Genomic DNA, 13,947 nt, shown 5'->3' with positions numbered 1-13,947 from the left:
AGGAAGCGGCGTGAGAGAACCGTTCACCACAAAGGTCACGAAGGTTCACGAAGGAATGCGAAAGAAAAGGAGCCTTCGTGGCACTTCGTGTCCGAAGCCTGCCCTGAGCGCAGTCGAAGGGTGGTTCAAGGTTTGGGTCTTGGCCGGCGTGGCATTCGTGGCGGGCTGCGAGCAGAAGGTCACCACGCTGGAAGGTCCGGTGGCGGTGAAGGCGGAGTCGGCGCAGGTAGCGCCGACAGTGCAGTACGCCGATGTGACGGCGCCGAAGATCGCCGGGCAGCGCGCGCTCGCGCACGTGAAGGCGCTCACGGAGATGGGTCCGCGGCCGGTCGGCAGCGCGGCGCACAAGAAGATGGAGCAGTACCTCGTGGGGAAGCTGGCGGGCGCGCAGCTGGAGGACGACCGCTTCGAGCAGCAGACGCCGCTGGGGAAGTTCGCGATGCGGAACATCATCGCGAAGTATCCCGGGACGAAGGACGGCGTGGTCGTGCTGGCCTCGCACTATGACACCAAGAAGCTGCCGAACTTCGTCGGCGCGAACGACGGCGGGTCGTCGACGGCCGTGCTGCTGGCGATCGGCGAGCAGTTGCGCGCGCACATGAAAGACGGCAAGCGCGAGGGCTTCTCGGTGTGGCTGGTGTTCTTCGACGGCGAAGAGGCGCTCGACGCCGACATCAATGCCAGCGACGGGCTCTACGGCTCGAAGCACCTGGCCCAGAAGTGGAAGCAGGACGGCACGCTGAACAGGACCAAGGCATTCATCCTCGCCGACATGGTCGGAGACCAGGACCTCGCGGTGCTGCGCGATGCGAACTCCACGCCATGGCTGCTCGACCTGATCGACGCCGCCGCCGAGAAGCTCGGCCACCAGTCGCACTTCTTCCAGTACTCCAGCGGGATGATCGACGACCACATCGCGTTCAAGGACGCGGGCGTACCGATCGCCGACCTGATCGACTTCGACTACGGCTTCCAGAACGCGTTCTGGCACACGCCCGAGGACACGGCCGATAAGCTCAGCCCGCGCTCGCTGGAGATCGTCGGCAACGTTATGTTGCAGGCGGTATGGATGCTGGACGCGCACAAGAGCTGGATCGTCTTGGAGACCCGAACGACGATGCGCTGAGGAAGTGATTGCCAATTGCCGATTAGCGATTGCCGATCAGGCGAACCAGCGGCAATTGGAAATTGGCAATCTCAGGCGGCTTTCTCGCCCTCGGTCTTCCTGGTGCGCCGCTTGTCTTCCGGAGGCTTGACGAAGATCTCGCCGGCGCGGACCTCGTGCTCGTAGGTGTCGATCTTCTCTTTTGCCGGGCCAGCGACGACGCGGCCCGAGTGTACATCGAACTGCGAGCCGTGCCACGGGCACTGTACGGTGCAGCCGATGAGCGTGCCGTCGGAGAGCGGCCCGCCCTTGTGCGTGCAGTGGTCGCTGAAAGTCGCGACGCCGTGTCCGCACTTGCCGACGACGACGCGCTCGCCCGCGATGTGCCCGAGCATCATCTGGCCTTCCCCGACTTCCTTCTGGTTGGCGATGGGGCGCGCGAAGGAGTCGATGGTGCGCTCCTTCCACTGGCCGGCGTTGGCGTAGCGATGGTCGATGCCGATCTGGTTGCGATAGACGAGCGTGGCGCCCAGCCAGCCGGAGGCGAGGACGCCGACGACGCCGGCGAGCGAGAGCAGGACGGAGAGCCCGTCGACCAGTTCGGCGGCCGAGCCGCGCCGCCACGCGATGAAAGCGAAGAGCGCGAGCGCCACCACGTTCATGCCACCGTGCAGCAGACCGCGCTTCTGCGCGCTGGAGTCCGGCGGGACGACGGTGAACAGGTCGATGACCCCGGGAACGGCGGCGAGCGCCGCGCCCACGCATCCGCCGACCAGGCAGTAGAAGCCGGCGGCGACCAGCGACTGGTCGTGCCACCAGAGGCCGAGCGCGTCGAAGAAGAAGCTCGTGATCCAGAGCCCGAGCGGGAAGAAGACGAGCATCGGGTGGAGCGGGTGTGAGCTGATACGCATGGTCGAGCGCATAGGGCCTCCGTGGGCTTCGTCCAAAAGCGGAACTCTGCCTTCCTTAATGGATAGGGAAACGGCCGCGGGAGGATGGCCGGGGGCCGCCGGGCGGCGGTACACTGGGCGTATCTTCCCCAGCGGGAGGTCTCCCATGAAGTTCCAGAGATTCGAAGTCCCCGGCCTGGCGCACTATTCCTACATCCTCGGCGCGGCGGGACAAGCGGTGGTGGTCGACCCGAAGCGCGACGTCGATACCTACCTCGAATACGCGGCGGCGAACGACCTGAAGATCGCGTACATCCTGGAGACGCACATCCATGCGGACTACTGCGCGGGGGCGAAAGAGCTGGCCGAGCGCACCGGCGCGGAGCTGTGGCTGAGCGCGTACGACAAGGGCGAGGACTTCGTGTACGCCTTCCCGCACCACGAGTTCAAGGACGGCGAGGCGCTCGAGGTCGGCGAGATGCGGATCGTCGCGCTGCACACGCCCGGGCACACGCCGGAGCATCTGTCGTTCCTGGTGTACGACACCAAGCGCTCGGGCTCGACGCCGATGCTGATGCTGAGCGGCGACTTCGTGTTCGTGGGGTCGCTGGGGCGTCCGGACCTGCTGGGCGAAGCGGCGAAGCAGAAGCTGGCGGAGCAGCTCTACGAGTCGGTGAACGCGAAGATCGCGTCGCTGCCGGACGGGCTGGAGGTGCATCCGGCGCACGGCGCGGGCTCGATGTGCGGGGCGGGGATGGGCGACCGTCCGCAGACGACGCTGGGCTACGAGCGGCTGTCGAACATGTTCTTCGCCGACCGCGACAAGCCGACGTTCGTGGAGCATATCCTGTCGACCGTGCCGCCCTTCCCGGACTACTACCGGCGGATGAAGAAGGTGAACTCCGAGGGGCCGAAGACGGTGGGCTGGGAGGCGCCGAAAGCGATCGCGGTGGAGGAGTTCCGCAAGCTGGCGCTGGACGGCGCGCACGTCGTGATCGACCTGCGGCGGCCGGAGGCATTCGGCGGAGCGCACGTGCCCAACGCGTTCAACATCGGGCAGGCGGCGATCTTCGCGAACTGGGCGGCGTGGGTGGTGCCGTACGACAAGCCCATCCTGCTGGTGGGCGACGCGTCGACGAACTACGACGAGGCGCGGCGCGCGCTCATCCGCGTGGGGCTGGATGACGTCCGCGGGTACCTGAAGGGCGGGATGCCGTCGTGGGTGGAGGCGGGCTACAACCTGTCGCACGTGCCGCAGATCTCGGTGATGCAGTTGAGCGACCTGCCGCGGGCCGATGCGTTCGTGGTGGACGTGCGCGGCGACGCGGAGTGGAACGCCGGGCACATCGAGGGGGCCACGCACATCATGGGCGGCGACCTGGCGAAGCGGGTGAATGAGTTGCCGCGCGAGCGGACCATCTACGCGGTGTGCGGCGCGGGTTATCGCTCCAGCATCGCGACCAGCGTGCTGCGGCGCGCCGGCTTCCGCCACGTGGTCAACGTGGACGGCGGCATGGCGGCGTGGAACCGGCAGAAGCTGCCGACGGTCAAGGAAGAGAAGGTGGTGGCGGCGCGCTGAAGCGGGGGATCCAGTCGGGTGATCGGGTGATCGGATAATCTGAAGCCGCAGGCGATCACGTCACCGCCGGCCCCGCCCTTTTCCGGCTGTTAGAATCATCCGCTCATGCACGTGCCCGCCAACTGGCCGTTCTGGCTCGGCTTCAACCTGTTTGTCCTGCTGATGCTGGCGCTCGACCTGGGCGTCTTTCACCGCAAGGAACACGTCGTCAAATTCAAGGAAGCGCTGATCTGGACGGCGGTGTGGATCTCGCTGGCCGGGATCTTTGCGGTGCTACTGCTGTTCTTCGGGCACACGATGGCGGCGGATCCGCGACCCAACCACGTGCTCTCGCTGGAGTTCGTGACCGGCTACCTGATCGAGGAGTCGCTCTCGGTCGACAACCTGTTCGTGTTCCTGCTGGTGTTCCGGTACTTCAAGGTGCCGAAGGCGGACCAGCACACGGTGCTGTTCTGGGGGATCATCGGGGCGCTGGTGATGCGGGCCATCTTCATCTTCGCGGGCATCGGGTTGATCAACCGCTTCCACTGGCTGATCTACGTGTTCGGCGGGTTCCTGGTCTACACCGGGCTGAAGCTGTTCAAGCAGGAGCACGCGGAAGTGCATCCGGAGCGGAACCCGCTCATCAAGGCGTTCAAGAAGCTGATGCCGACGACGCACGAGTACCACGGCAAGCACTTCTTCGTGCGGCAGCACGGCGCGCTGCACGCCACGCCGCTGGCGGTGGTGCTGCTGGTGATCGAGACCACGGACGTGGTGTTCGCGGTGGACTCCATCCCGGCGGTGCTGGCGATCACGCGCGACCCGTTCATCGTGTACACATCGAACGTGTTCGCCATCCTGGGGCTGAGGTCGCTTTACTTCGCGCTCGCCGGGCTGATGGAGCTGTTCCACTTCCTGCACTACGGGCTGGCGGTGATATTGACCTTCATCGGGCTGAAGATGATCGCGTCGAACTGGATCGACATCCCGATCTGGGTGGCGCTGGGGTTCGTGGTGGTGGTGTTGGCGGCGAGCGTGATCGCGTCCATCCTGGTGCCGCACAAGAAGGGGGAACTGGAGAGGGAGTTCGAGTGAGGCGATCTACGATTTGAGATCTTCGATCCAAGACCGCTCACGGCAGGAACATGGCGCGATAGGTCTGATTCGGGTGAGCGCCGGGGACGCCGGCGCTACGGTGTGAGCACGGTGTGCTTGCGGAAGTGGGCGTCGTCGTGCGCGGGGTAGTCGGTGCGATAGTGCGCGCCGCGGGATTCGAGGCGCGCAAGCGCGGAGCGCGCGATGACCGAAGCGCACACCTGCAGGTTGTGAGCCTCGCAGGCGCGGCGGCCCGCCGGCGCCGGCAGGCGTTTCTTCATCGCTTCCAATCTCGACACAGCATCCTTCAGGCCGGCGCCGTCGCGGACGATGCCGATCTTGTTCCAAGCGAGGTCGCGGAGCTCGGCGATGAGCGGCTCCGGATCCAGCGGTAGAGACGGGCTGCTGCCTGTCTCAGAGACGCCCAGAAGGGCGCCTCTACTCTTGATGTTCGCAGCGCGAGCGGCCTCCCGCATGGTCGCGCCGGCGCGCGCGCCGTAGACCAGGCCTTCGAGCAGGGAATTGCTGGCGAGGCGGTTCGCGCCGTGGACGCCGGTGCAGGCGACCTCACCGGCGGCGTAGAGGCCAGGGAGCGTCGTCCTGCCGTCCAGATCGGTCTGGACGCCGCCCATGGCGTAATGCGCGGCGGGACGGACCGGAATGAGGTCGGCGGTGATGTCGATGTTGTGCTGTATGCAGGTGGACAAGATCCGCGGGAAGCGCTTGCGGATGTGGTCGGCGTCGAGATGCGTGAGGTCGAGGTAGACGACGGCCGCGGGGGAGCGGACGAGCTCCAGTTCGTGGGCGATGGCGCGGGCGACGACGTCGCGTGGGGCGAGCTCGGCCATCTCGTGATACTTCGGCATGAAGCGGTGCAGCTCCAGGTTGCGCAGGTAGGCGCCCTCGCCGCGCAGCGCCTCCGAGAGCAGGAAGCGCGGCGCGCCCTTCACGTACAGCGCGGTGGGGTGGAACTGGACGAACTCCATGTCCATGAGGGCGGCGCCGGCGCGCCAGGCCATGGCGACGCCGTCGCCGGTCGCGACGCTGGGGTTGGTGGTCTCGCGATAGACCTGGCCGAGGCCGCCGGTGGCGAGCAGGACGGCGGAGGCGCGGACGTCGGTGGCCAAGCCCTGGTCGCGGATGAGGCGCACGCCGGCGACACGGCCGTCTTCCACGCAAAGCTCCGACGAGAATCCGAACTCGACGAAGGAGACGCTCTTGAGCGTCTTCGCTTTGGCGAAGAGGGCGCGACCGATCTCGCGGCCGGTGGAGTCGCCGTGGGCGTGCAGGATGCGGGAACGCGAGTGCGCGCCCTCGCGGGTGAAGGTGAGCCGGGTGCCGTCGCGGTCGAACTGCGTGCCCCAGTCGAGCAGTTCCTGGATGCGCGCGGGGCCTTCCTCGACCAGGATGCGGGCGGCCTCTTCGTTGACCAGGCCGTCGCCGCCGGCGACGGTGTCCTGGAGGTGGAGCGAGATCTCGTCTTCGTCGGAGAGCGCGGCGGCAATGCCGCCCTGGGCGTACTGGGTGGCGGACTCGGTGAGCTCTTTCTTGGCGAGGACGAGGACGCGGCCGGCGGCGGCAAGCTCGATGGCGGCGCGCAGGCCGGCGACCCCGGCGCCGATGACGACGAAATCCGTCTCCGCGGGCAACTGCTTCATGCTGCAGCGATGCTAACACTCAGCAGGCAAAAGGCTGGGCCGCGGCGCGCTCAGATATCATGGAGTGGAACCCCGCATGAAACGCGTCACCATCCCGCTGCCCGGACGTCCATACGAGGCGCTCATCGAGAACGGCCTGCTGAAGTCCGCGGGCGAACACGTCGCGCGCGTGGCGCCGGCGGGCGCGCGGCTGTTCGTGGTGACGAACCCGGTGGTGCGCGGGAAGTGGGGCGGCGCGCTCGGTGATTCGCTGAAGCAGGCAGGCCTGCAGGCCGACGTGCTCGAGATCCCCGACGGCGAGCGCGTGAAGACCATGGCCACGATCGAGAACCTCTCGACGCGGTTGGTGAAGGCGGGCGCGGACCGCGGGTCGGCACTGATCGCGTTCGGCGGCGGCGTGGTCGGCGACCTGACGGGCTTTTTGGCGTCGGTGTACATGCGCGGCATCCCGGTGATCCAGGTGCCGACGACGCTGCTGGCGCAGGTGGACGCGGCCATCGGCGGCAAGACCGGCGTGAACCTGGCGGCCGGGAAGAATCTGCTGGGGACGTTCCATCACCCGGTGGCCGTGGTGATCGACCCGGCGGTGCTGGCGACGCTGCCGGACCGCGAGTTCCGCGCGGGGCTGTTCGAGGCGCTGAAGTGCGGCGTGATCTCGAATCGCGAGGTCTTCGAGTACATGGAGACGAACCGCGAGAAGCTGCTGCAGCGCGATCCCGAGGCGCTGGAGTGGCTGATCGGGGAAGCGATCGCGGTGAAGGCGCAGGTGGTGGGGCAGGATGAGCGCGAAGCGGGGCTGCGGCGCGTCCTGAACTTCGGACACACCATCGGGCACGCGCTCGAAGCGGAGACGAAGTACAAGCAGTTTCTGCACGGCGAGGCGGTGGCGTGGGGCATGGTGGCGGCGACGATGCTCTCGGTGGCGATGCAGAAGACGCCGCCGGAGACGGCGCAGCGCATCATCGCGGCGGTGCTGGCATACTCGCCGCTGCCGAAGGTGAACATCCGGCCGAAGAGCCTGGTGAGACGGCTGGCGATGGACAAGAAGTCGCGCAACGGCGTGCCGCATTTCGTGCTACCGGTGGAGATCGGAAGAGTGGAGGTCTCGAACGAGGTGCCGCCGGACATGGTGATCCATGCGCTCGACGAGGTGCGGTATCTCTCGAAGTGGAATGCCGGCGACTGAGCGAAAAGCCGTGAGCGGGACGCGGCCGGCGGGGACGAGCGACGAGCGCTCGGCGGCGGCGGCGGTGCGCGAGATGTTCGGGCGCGTGGCGCCGCGCTACGACCTGCTGAACCGGGTGCTGTCGATGCGCATCGACACGCTGTGGTGGCGGCGGACGGCGCGGGCGTTCGCCGACGCGCTGCGCCGGCCGGGCGCGCGCGTCCTCGACCTGTGCTGCGGCACCGGCGACATGGCGCTGGCGCTGCAGCGCGAGGCGCTCCGGCAGAAAGGCTCGCCCCACATCGTGGGAGTGGATTTCGCGCACCCCATGCTGGTGCGCGCGCGGGAGAAGTTCCGTGGGACGGGGATCACCGCGTTCGAGGCGGACGCGCTCGCGTTGCCGCTGGAGGATGCGAGCTTCGACCTCGTCACTTCGGCATTCGGATTCCGCAACCTTGCGAACTACGACAAGGGGCTGGCGGAGATTTATCGCGTGCTGGCGCCGGGCGGGGAAGTGGGCATCCTCGACTTCGGCACGCCGACGGGATTGCTGGCGCCCATCTACCAGGCCTACTTCTGGCACCTGCTGCCGGCGATCGGGAACACCATCTCGGGTGTGAAGGGCGCGTACTCGTACCTGCCGGCGTCGGTCGCGCGGTTCCCCGATCCGGAAGAGATGCTGGCGCGGATGCGCGCGGCGGGGTTCCGCGAGGTCTCGTGGACGCCGTACATGAAGGGGATCGCGGGACTGTATCGGGGGAAGAAGTAGTGTCGCGCGGCGAGTCGCCGGCGCCTACCTAGGAAGAGGTTGTGGCCGCATTCGCGGACGCCGCTTGGAATGTCTCGCGTAGGGCCTCTTCGACGGTGAAGCGGATGACGCGCTGGTAGTCCGCGCCGAGCAGCCGCTCGAGACGCGAGCAATCCATCAGGTAAGTCCCCAGCATGTAGGGCAGCGCTTCGGGCGGGATGCCGGAGACGCCCAGCTTCCAGAGCAGCGCGAGCAGCGCGCGCATGGTGGCGCGGCCGGGGACGCGCAGGATCTTCTGGCGCGCGATCTCGGCGGCGCGGGCGAGAGTGATGGGCGCGCCGCGGCCGGCGACGTTGAGGATGAGCAGGTCGCGGTCCGGATCGCCGCGGCGCAGCAGCCAGGCGATGAGGCGCGCGACGTCGTCGACGTGCAGGAACTGGAAGCGCGTGTCGGGATACTGCTTGCCGAAGGGGATGAGCATCGGAAGGCGGCGGCCCTTCGCGCGCATGCGCGCGGCGCGCGCGCCGCGACCGCTGGGCGTGCCGCGCAGCGAGCCGACCAGATAGTTCTGCATGGTCGCGCCGACGAAGATGTGCGGGCGCAGGATGACGGTGCCGCAGGCGCCGAGCTGCGACGCGCGCTGCTGCACGACCAGATCGGATTCGCGCTTGTGGACCGCGTAGGGCAGGGAATGCGCGCCGAGCGGGTAGGTCTCGTCGACGGCGTGCGGCAGCTCCGGGCCGTAGGCCGACACGCTCGACGGGAAGATGAACTTGGTGACGCCGCCGCCAAGCCGGTTGACCTCGGTGATGGCTTCCATCACACGCGCGGTGCCGGCGACGTTGATCTGCCACATGCGCGGAACGTCGAGCACGCCGGTGCGGACCGGGTCGATGACGAAGGCGAGGTGCACGACGGCGGAGCAGCGCGTGTGGCGGAGCAGCTCGACGAGTTGCGCGCAGGAAGCTTCCTCGCCGAGGTCGATGGCGCGGAAGGCGTGGAGGGCGGCGCCCGCGGGCTCGCGCATGTCTACGCCGACGACTTCGAAGTCGCGCAGTTCGGGCAGGAGCCGCAGGCCAAGATTGCCGGCGACGCCGGTGACCAGGACGCGCGGCTTGGCAGAGTCGTCCACTACTTTTTCTTAGAGCGTCGCCGCAACGCGGTCAGCTCGCGCTGCGCGCTCGTTTCGGCTGCGTCGCCCCTCGGCCTGCGTTCGCGCGACCCAGCGCTCACTCCGGCCTCACCCGGGGCGGTTCGGCGGGCGGCTCGGCCTGCGGCTTCTCGGGTTCGGCGGGCGGCGCAGCCTGCTGCTTGGGCGGCTCCGAGGCGGCGGGCTGCTTGGGCGGCTCGGCCTGCGGCGGCTCCGCGCTCTGCGGCTCGGTCTTGGGCTGGGCGTTCGGCGCCTCCGCCGGCGGTTGCGGTGGCGTGAAGTAGAGCGGGTTCAGCTGGGGCCGGCCGGAGGTAAAGACGCGCCGGACCGCCGCTTCTTCCTTCTCGGCGATCATCTGCTCCTTGATCTCAGCGCGCGCCTCGGCGAGCGGGACCTCGCGGCGCTTCTCGACCTTGTAGAAGAGGAAGGCGTTGGGCTCCTCGATGAGGGGCGTGACCTCGCCCGCCTTGGTGGCGAAGATCTTCTCGTCGTGTGCGGGCGGGAGCTGGCCGCGATGCAGCGGGACGGCGTTGGTGTCGGCTTCAACGTCGAGCTTGGCGGTCGCAAAGGATTCTTTCTGCAGCTTTTCAAGGTCCTCTCCGGCGCGCGCGCGGGCGAGCAGCTTCTCGGCGTAGGCCTTGCTCATGGCGACCTGCTGCTCGTAGGGAAGCTCGGGCGCGGCGGGCTGCGCGGTCTTGGCGGCCGACGGGCTGTTGGGCGCGGCTCCGCTCTTCTCCGGCGCCGCCGGCTTCTCGACCTCGCCTTTCTGCGGAGGCTTGGGGATGACGACGCGGCGCACGGTGGCTTCGTCGAATTGCTGCTTGTTCTCGTCGTAGAACTTCTGGATCTCGGCGTCAGAGACGTTGCCGAACTGCTTCTGGAAGTGCTTGTGGAGGGCGTCGCCCAAGGCGGCGACGCGGCCCATCCAGATGGCCTGGGCGACGGCGGGATCCTGGTCGAGCTTGAGCTTGCGCGACTCGTTGTCGATGAGGAGGGCGCGCGCATAGTACTCGGCGAGCTGCGCCTTGTCGGCGGCGGCGGCGCGGGCGCCCATGCCGGCGACCATGCGCTCGAACTGCGCCTTCGTCACGGCGCGCACGCACTGGGCCGGAGGCGAATTGGGCACAGGCTTGGCCGCGGCGGTCGAGGCGCCGAGCGCGCACAGGCCGCTGATGTACATCACGGGCGTCTCGGGTCCGATGGCCGCGGCGCCGGCTTTCGCGGACGCGCCGGGCCTGGCCGCGGGGGCGGCCGGAGCGGTCTTCGGCTTCTTTGCCGTGGGCGCTGGGGCGGTCTGGGCGGAGGCGATGGCGGTCAGGACAAGGACGGCGGCGAAGCGGCGTAGCATGCGGTTCTCCTGGGCAAAGCGCGGTCGAGCGGCAAGCCCAGCATCGTAGCATGCCGGGCACGTGCGAAGCGGAGCGCGCGCCGCCCGCGGGCGGGGCATTTAAGATGGCGTGAGCATGGCCGCTCCCCACACCGACGTCGCGCAGACGATGGCCCCGGAAGCGATGCGCGCGGAGAAGCGCGCGGTCGCGCAGAACTCGGTGTTCGCGGCGCTGGCCATCACCGTGCTGAAGATCTTCGTGGGAGTGACGACGGGGTCGCTGGGCATCCTGTCGGAAGCGGCGCACTCGCTGCTCGACTTGGTCGCCGCCATCATCACGCTGTTCTCGGTGCGGGTCTCTGACAAGCCGGCTGACGCCGACCACCAGTACGGCCACGGCAAGGTCGAGAACTTCTCTGCGTTCATCGAGACCGGGCTGCTGCTGCTCACCTGTTTCTGGATCCTGTGGGAGGCGGGGAAGCGGCTGTTCTTCCACCACGTGGAGATCGAGCCGACGGTCTGGGCGTTTGTGGTGATGTTCCTCTCCATCGTGGTGGACGCGTGGCGGTCGCGTGCGCTGAAGAAGATCGCGGTGAAATACGACAGCCAGGCACTGGAGGCGGACGCGCTGCATTTCTCGACCGACGTGTGGTCGAGCTCGGTGGTGATCCTGGGACTGGCGACGGTGCTGGCGGGGCGCACCTACGGCCTGCCGTGGCTGCAGGCCGCCGACCCGATCGCGGCGCTGTTCGTCGCGATGTTCACGCTGTACGTGAGCTCGCGGCTGGGGCGGCAGACCATCGACGCGCTGCTCGACGCGGCGCCGCCGGGGATCCGCAACGCCATCGTGGAAGAGGTGGAGCGCGTGCCGGGCGTGCTCGAGGTGGACCGCGCGCGCATCCGGCGGGCGGGGAATCGCTACTTCGCCGACCTGACGGTGGGGCTGAGCCGGAACGTCACGTTCCAGCGGGCGGAGCAGGTGGTGCTGGAAGTGACGGCGGCGGTGCACCGCGTGCTGCCGGACGCGGACGTGGTGGTGCACTCGGCGCCGCGCGCGGCGGCGAGCGAGAACATCTTCGACCGCGTGCGCGGCGTGGCGACGCGCTTCAACTACAACGTGCACGACGTCAGCGTCCAGGACCTGAAGGGCCGGCTGCACGTGGAGCAGCACCTCGAGCTCGACGAGCGGCTCACGCTGAAGGCCGCGCACGACGCCGTGACGGAACTGGAGAGCGAGATCCGCAAAGAAGTGCCGGAGATCGCGACCATCCTGACGCACATCGAGAGCGAGCCGGCGACGATCGAGGAAGGCGACGCGGCGGTGCGCGACGCCGACCTGGTGAGGCGGCTGAAGCACATCGCGAAGGAGTTTCCCGAGGTCCTCGACATGCACGAGGTCGAGCTGAAGCAGGTGCGAGGCCGGCTGTACGTCTCATGCCACTGCACGATGGCCGACGACCTGCCGTTGACGCGCGTGCACGACATCTCGACGGAGCTGGAAATACGGTTCAAGCAGGAAGCGCCGGAGCTGTTCAAGGTGCTCATCCACACGGAGCCGCAGACGGATAACCGGCGCTGACCACGACCTACGGCATGGTCATTTGCGACTTACGACGTGGTCATTTGCGACTTGTCCCCCCGAGAGGAGCCCATCATGACGCGGACGGAAGAGTTCAAGAACCGGACCAAGCAGTTCGCGCTCAGGGTCATCAAGCTATTCCGCGCGTTGCCGCGAACCGAGGAAGCGCGTGTCATCGGACGCCAGTTGTTGCGCAGCGGGACTTCGGTCGGTGCGAACTATCGAGCGGCATGCCGAGGCCGCTCACGAGCTGAGTTCATCGCAAAGCTCGGGATCGTGGTCGAGGAGCTGGACGAGAGCGTGTACTGGCTCGAACTGCTCGTGGAGTCCGGCATTGTTCGTGCCGAGCGACTAGCCTTGCTCACGAACGAAACCAACGAGTTGCTCGCAATCTTCGCGGCGGCGCAGCTGACCGCGCGAGTGGGAAAATCGTAAATGACCAAGCCGAAAGTCGTAAATGCGCTCGCCGTTCGCGTCGGGGTAGAGCTGTTCACCGTCAAGGCATCCGGCCACTCCATCGCGGTCGACTCGAACCGCGAGCGCAACACCGCGCCGAGCCCGATGGAGCTGGTGCTGATGGGGCTGTGCGCGTGCACGGCGACGGACATCGACATCATCCTGCGCAAGAAGCGGGAGCCGTTCACGTCGCTGGAGGTGCGCGCGGAAGCGGAGCGCGCGACCGATCCGCCGCAGGTCTACACGCGGATCAAGCTGATCTTCACCGTCGGCGGCAAGGTCACGAAGAAGGCGATGGAAGATGCGGTGCGGTTGTCGGAGGAGAAGTACTGTTCGGTCTCGGCGATGCTGCAGAAGACGGCGAAGATCACGACGGAGGTCCGCTACGCGGAGTAGCAGCACGCGATTTTGATGCAGCCCGGCCGGGGCGTTTGCTAGTCTCATAACGCATGACGACGAAGAAACGAGTGCTGTTGTTCTCGCAGCCCGGTTGACCGCCGTGCCACACGGCACAGGCCTACCTTTCGGAGAAAGGTATCGAGTACACGCTGAAGGATGTGAGCCGCGACCAGGCGGCCGTCTTTGAGCTGGTGCGGACGTACAACAGCCGTGCCACGCCCACGATCGTGGTGGGCGACGAGGTCGTGATCGGTTTCGATAGGGAGAGACTTGACCAGCTCCTCACCGATTAGCACCCCGAGTAAGACCAACACCCTCAGCGGCTACCTGTTCATCGCCGCGGCCACGTTCTTCTGGGGACTCTCCGCCACGCTCGGCAAGCTGGCCTTCACCGGCAACCTGGTCACGGGCCCGACGCCGCTGGGCCCGGTGATCCTGGCGCAGATGCGGACGACCATCTCCGTGCTGCTGTTGTTCCCGATCCTGCGCGCGCTGGGGAAGCGAGCGCCCGCGACGATGGGGCGGCGCGACATCGGCTGGGCGATCGCGGTGGGCGTGATCGGCATCGCCGGCTCGAACTACTTCTATTACCTCGCCATCGAAAAGACGACGGTGGCGACGGCGATCATCCTGCAATACACCGCGCCCATCCTGGTGCTGCTGTACATGGTGGCGCGCGGGCTGCAGCGCGCGACGTGGCCGCGGGTCGGCGGCGTGGTGATGGCGGTCGCCGGCGCGGCGCTGGCCATCGGAGTGTTCCAGGGAGCGGCGGCGAAGCTCGACCCGCTGGGCGTGGCGGCGGCGCTGCTCGCGG

General features: G+C 67.6%; 13 protein-coding genes and 1 pseudogene. 10 read left to right on the top strand and 4 right to left on the bottom strand.

The genetic code is table 11. The annotated features are described in order from the left end of the window. The first annotated feature begins 148 nt into the window (after nucleotides 1-148). Nucleotides 149-1,126 carry a M28 family peptidase gene (locus tag VLA96_12605; GenBank protein HSE50041.1) on the top strand — a complete coding sequence of 326 codons (978 nt, stop codon included), beginning with the start codon at nucleotides 149-151 and terminating at the stop codon, nucleotides 1,124-1,126. A 71-nt stretch (nucleotides 1,127-1,197) separates the two neighbouring features. Here VLA96_12605 and VLA96_12600 read toward each other — a convergent pair whose 3' ends face one another. Further along, nucleotides 1,198-2,028 (bottom strand): DUF2231 domain-containing protein, encoded by an 831-nt coding sequence (locus VLA96_12600; GenBank protein ID HSE50040.1) that lies wholly within the window; start codon nucleotides 2,026-2,028, stop codon nucleotides 1,198-1,200. Between the two features lie 133 nt (nucleotides 2,029-2,161). On the opposite strand from VLA96_12600, the gene VLA96_12595 reads away from it, so the two are divergent. Together VLA96_12595 and VLA96_12590 are read left to right on the top strand one after the other, a co-directional pair. Beyond that, nucleotides 2,162-3,574, top strand: a complete 1,413-nt coding sequence (locus VLA96_12595) for a rhodanese-like domain-containing protein (protein HSE50039.1) — start codon at nucleotides 2,162-2,164, stop codon at nucleotides 3,572-3,574. A gap of 105 nt (nucleotides 3,575-3,679) precedes the next feature. Beyond that, entirely contained in the window at nucleotides 3,680-4,651 is a 972-nt protein-coding gene (locus VLA96_12590; protein HSE50038.1) for a TerC family protein, read from the top strand. A 95-nt stretch (nucleotides 4,652-4,746) separates the two neighbouring features. Here the strand turns inward: VLA96_12590 and nadB are convergent, their stop codons facing one another. Next, entirely contained in the window at nucleotides 4,747-6,309 is a 1,563-nt protein-coding gene (gene nadB / locus VLA96_12585; protein ID HSE50037.1) for an L-aspartate oxidase, read from the bottom strand. A 76-nt stretch (nucleotides 6,310-6,385) separates the two neighbouring features. Between nadB and aroB the strand changes: the two genes are divergently transcribed. Both aroB and VLA96_12575 read left to right on the top strand, forming a co-directional pair. Further along, the gene (aroB, locus tag VLA96_12580; GenBank protein ID HSE50036.1) at nucleotides 6,386-7,495 is read left to right on the top strand and encodes a 3-dehydroquinate synthase; all 1,110 of its coding nucleotides are present in this window, start codon (nucleotides 6,386-6,388) and stop codon (nucleotides 7,493-7,495) included. After that, complete coding sequence (locus VLA96_12575) at nucleotides 7,482-8,243, top strand: ubiquinone/menaquinone biosynthesis methyltransferase (GenBank protein HSE50035.1); 762 nt, start codon at nucleotides 7,482-7,484, stop codon at nucleotides 8,241-8,243. The genes aroB and VLA96_12575 overlap by 14 nt, the downstream gene beginning before the upstream one ends. A gap of 28 nt (nucleotides 8,244-8,271) precedes the next feature. On the opposite strand, the gene VLA96_12570 is transcribed toward VLA96_12575, so the two are convergent. Then, nucleotides 8,272-9,354 carry an NAD-dependent epimerase/dehydratase family protein gene (locus VLA96_12570; protein ID HSE50034.1) on the bottom strand — a complete coding sequence of 361 codons (1,083 nt, stop codon included), beginning with the start codon at nucleotides 9,352-9,354 and terminating at the stop codon, nucleotides 8,272-8,274. Nucleotides 9,355-9,451: 97 nt separating this feature from the next. Then, nucleotides 9,452-10,720: a peptidyl-prolyl cis-trans isomerase gene (locus tag VLA96_12565; protein ID HSE50033.1), complete on the bottom strand. Its 1,269-nt coding sequence runs from the start codon at nucleotides 10,718-10,720 to the stop codon at nucleotides 9,452-9,454. 115 nt (nucleotides 10,721-10,835) lie between these two features. On the opposite strand from VLA96_12565, the gene VLA96_12560 reads away from it, so the two are divergent. The 5 genes and pseudogenes from VLA96_12560 to VLA96_12540 form a co-directional block, all read left to right on the top strand. Next, complete coding sequence (locus VLA96_12560) at nucleotides 10,836-12,278, top strand: cation diffusion facilitator family transporter (GenBank protein HSE50032.1); 1,443 nt, start codon at nucleotides 10,836-10,838, stop codon at nucleotides 12,276-12,278. 75 nt (nucleotides 12,279-12,353) lie between these two features. Beyond that, the gene (locus tag VLA96_12555) at nucleotides 12,354-12,713 is read left to right on the top strand and encodes a four helix bundle protein (GenBank protein ID HSE50031.1); all 360 of its coding nucleotides are present in this window, start codon (nucleotides 12,354-12,356) and stop codon (nucleotides 12,711-12,713) included. After that, nucleotides 12,714-13,130 (top strand): OsmC family protein, encoded by a 417-nt coding sequence (locus VLA96_12550; GenBank protein HSE50030.1) that lies wholly within the window; start codon nucleotides 12,714-12,716, stop codon nucleotides 13,128-13,130. A gap of 110 nt (nucleotides 13,131-13,240) precedes the next feature. Further along, nucleotides 13,241-13,426, top strand: a pseudogene (locus VLA96_12545) (glutaredoxin domain-containing protein). Beyond that, nucleotides 13,404-13,947: DMT family transporter (locus VLA96_12540; GenBank protein ID HSE50029.1), on the top strand; the 544-nt coding region annotated here is incomplete at its 3' end. The pseudogene VLA96_12545 and the gene VLA96_12540, both read left to right, overlap by 23 nt.

This window comes from Terriglobales bacterium (assembly GCA_035457425.1).
Lineage (GTDB): Bacteria > Acidobacteriota > Terriglobia > Terriglobales > Acidobacteriaceae > JACPNR01.
Note: the sequence above shows the minus strand (reverse complement) of the source record. Positions and strands in the feature narration are given on the sequence as shown.

What these genes read in the sequence shown, in the direction of transcription:
- VLA96_12600 (HSE50040.1), bottom strand. Translation starts at nt 2,028, where the DNA reads ATGCGCTCGACCATGCGTATCAGCTCACACCCGCTCCACCCGATGCTC.
- VLA96_12595 (HSE50039.1), top strand. Translation starts at nt 2,162, where the DNA reads ATGAAGTTCCAGAGATTCGAAGTCCCCGGCCTGGCGCACTATTCCTAC.
- VLA96_12590 (HSE50038.1), top strand. Translation starts at nt 3,680, where the DNA reads ATGCACGTGCCCGCCAACTGGCCGTTCTGGCTCGGCTTCAACCTGTTT.
- nadB (HSE50037.1), bottom strand. Translation starts at nt 6,309, where the DNA reads ATGAAGCAGTTGCCCGCGGAGACGGATTTCGTCGTCATCGGCGCCGGG.
- aroB (HSE50036.1), top strand. Translation starts at nt 6,386, where the DNA reads ATGAAACGCGTCACCATCCCGCTGCCCGGACGTCCATACGAGGCGCTC.
- VLA96_12575 (HSE50035.1), top strand. Translation starts at nt 7,482, where the DNA reads ATGCCGGCGACTGAGCGAAAAGCCGTGAGCGGGACGCGGCCGGCGGGG.
- VLA96_12565 (HSE50033.1), bottom strand. Translation starts at nt 10,720, where the DNA reads ATGCTACGCCGCTTCGCCGCCGTCCTTGTCCTGACCGCCATCGCCTCC.
- VLA96_12560 (HSE50032.1), top strand. Translation starts at nt 10,836, where the DNA reads ATGGCCGCTCCCCACACCGACGTCGCGCAGACGATGGCCCCGGAAGCG.
- VLA96_12555 (HSE50031.1), top strand. Translation starts at nt 12,354, where the DNA reads ATGACGCGGACGGAAGAGTTCAAGAACCGGACCAAGCAGTTCGCGCTC.
- VLA96_12550 (HSE50030.1), top strand. Translation starts at nt 12,714, where the DNA reads ATGACCAAGCCGAAAGTCGTAAATGCGCTCGCCGTTCGCGTCGGGGTA.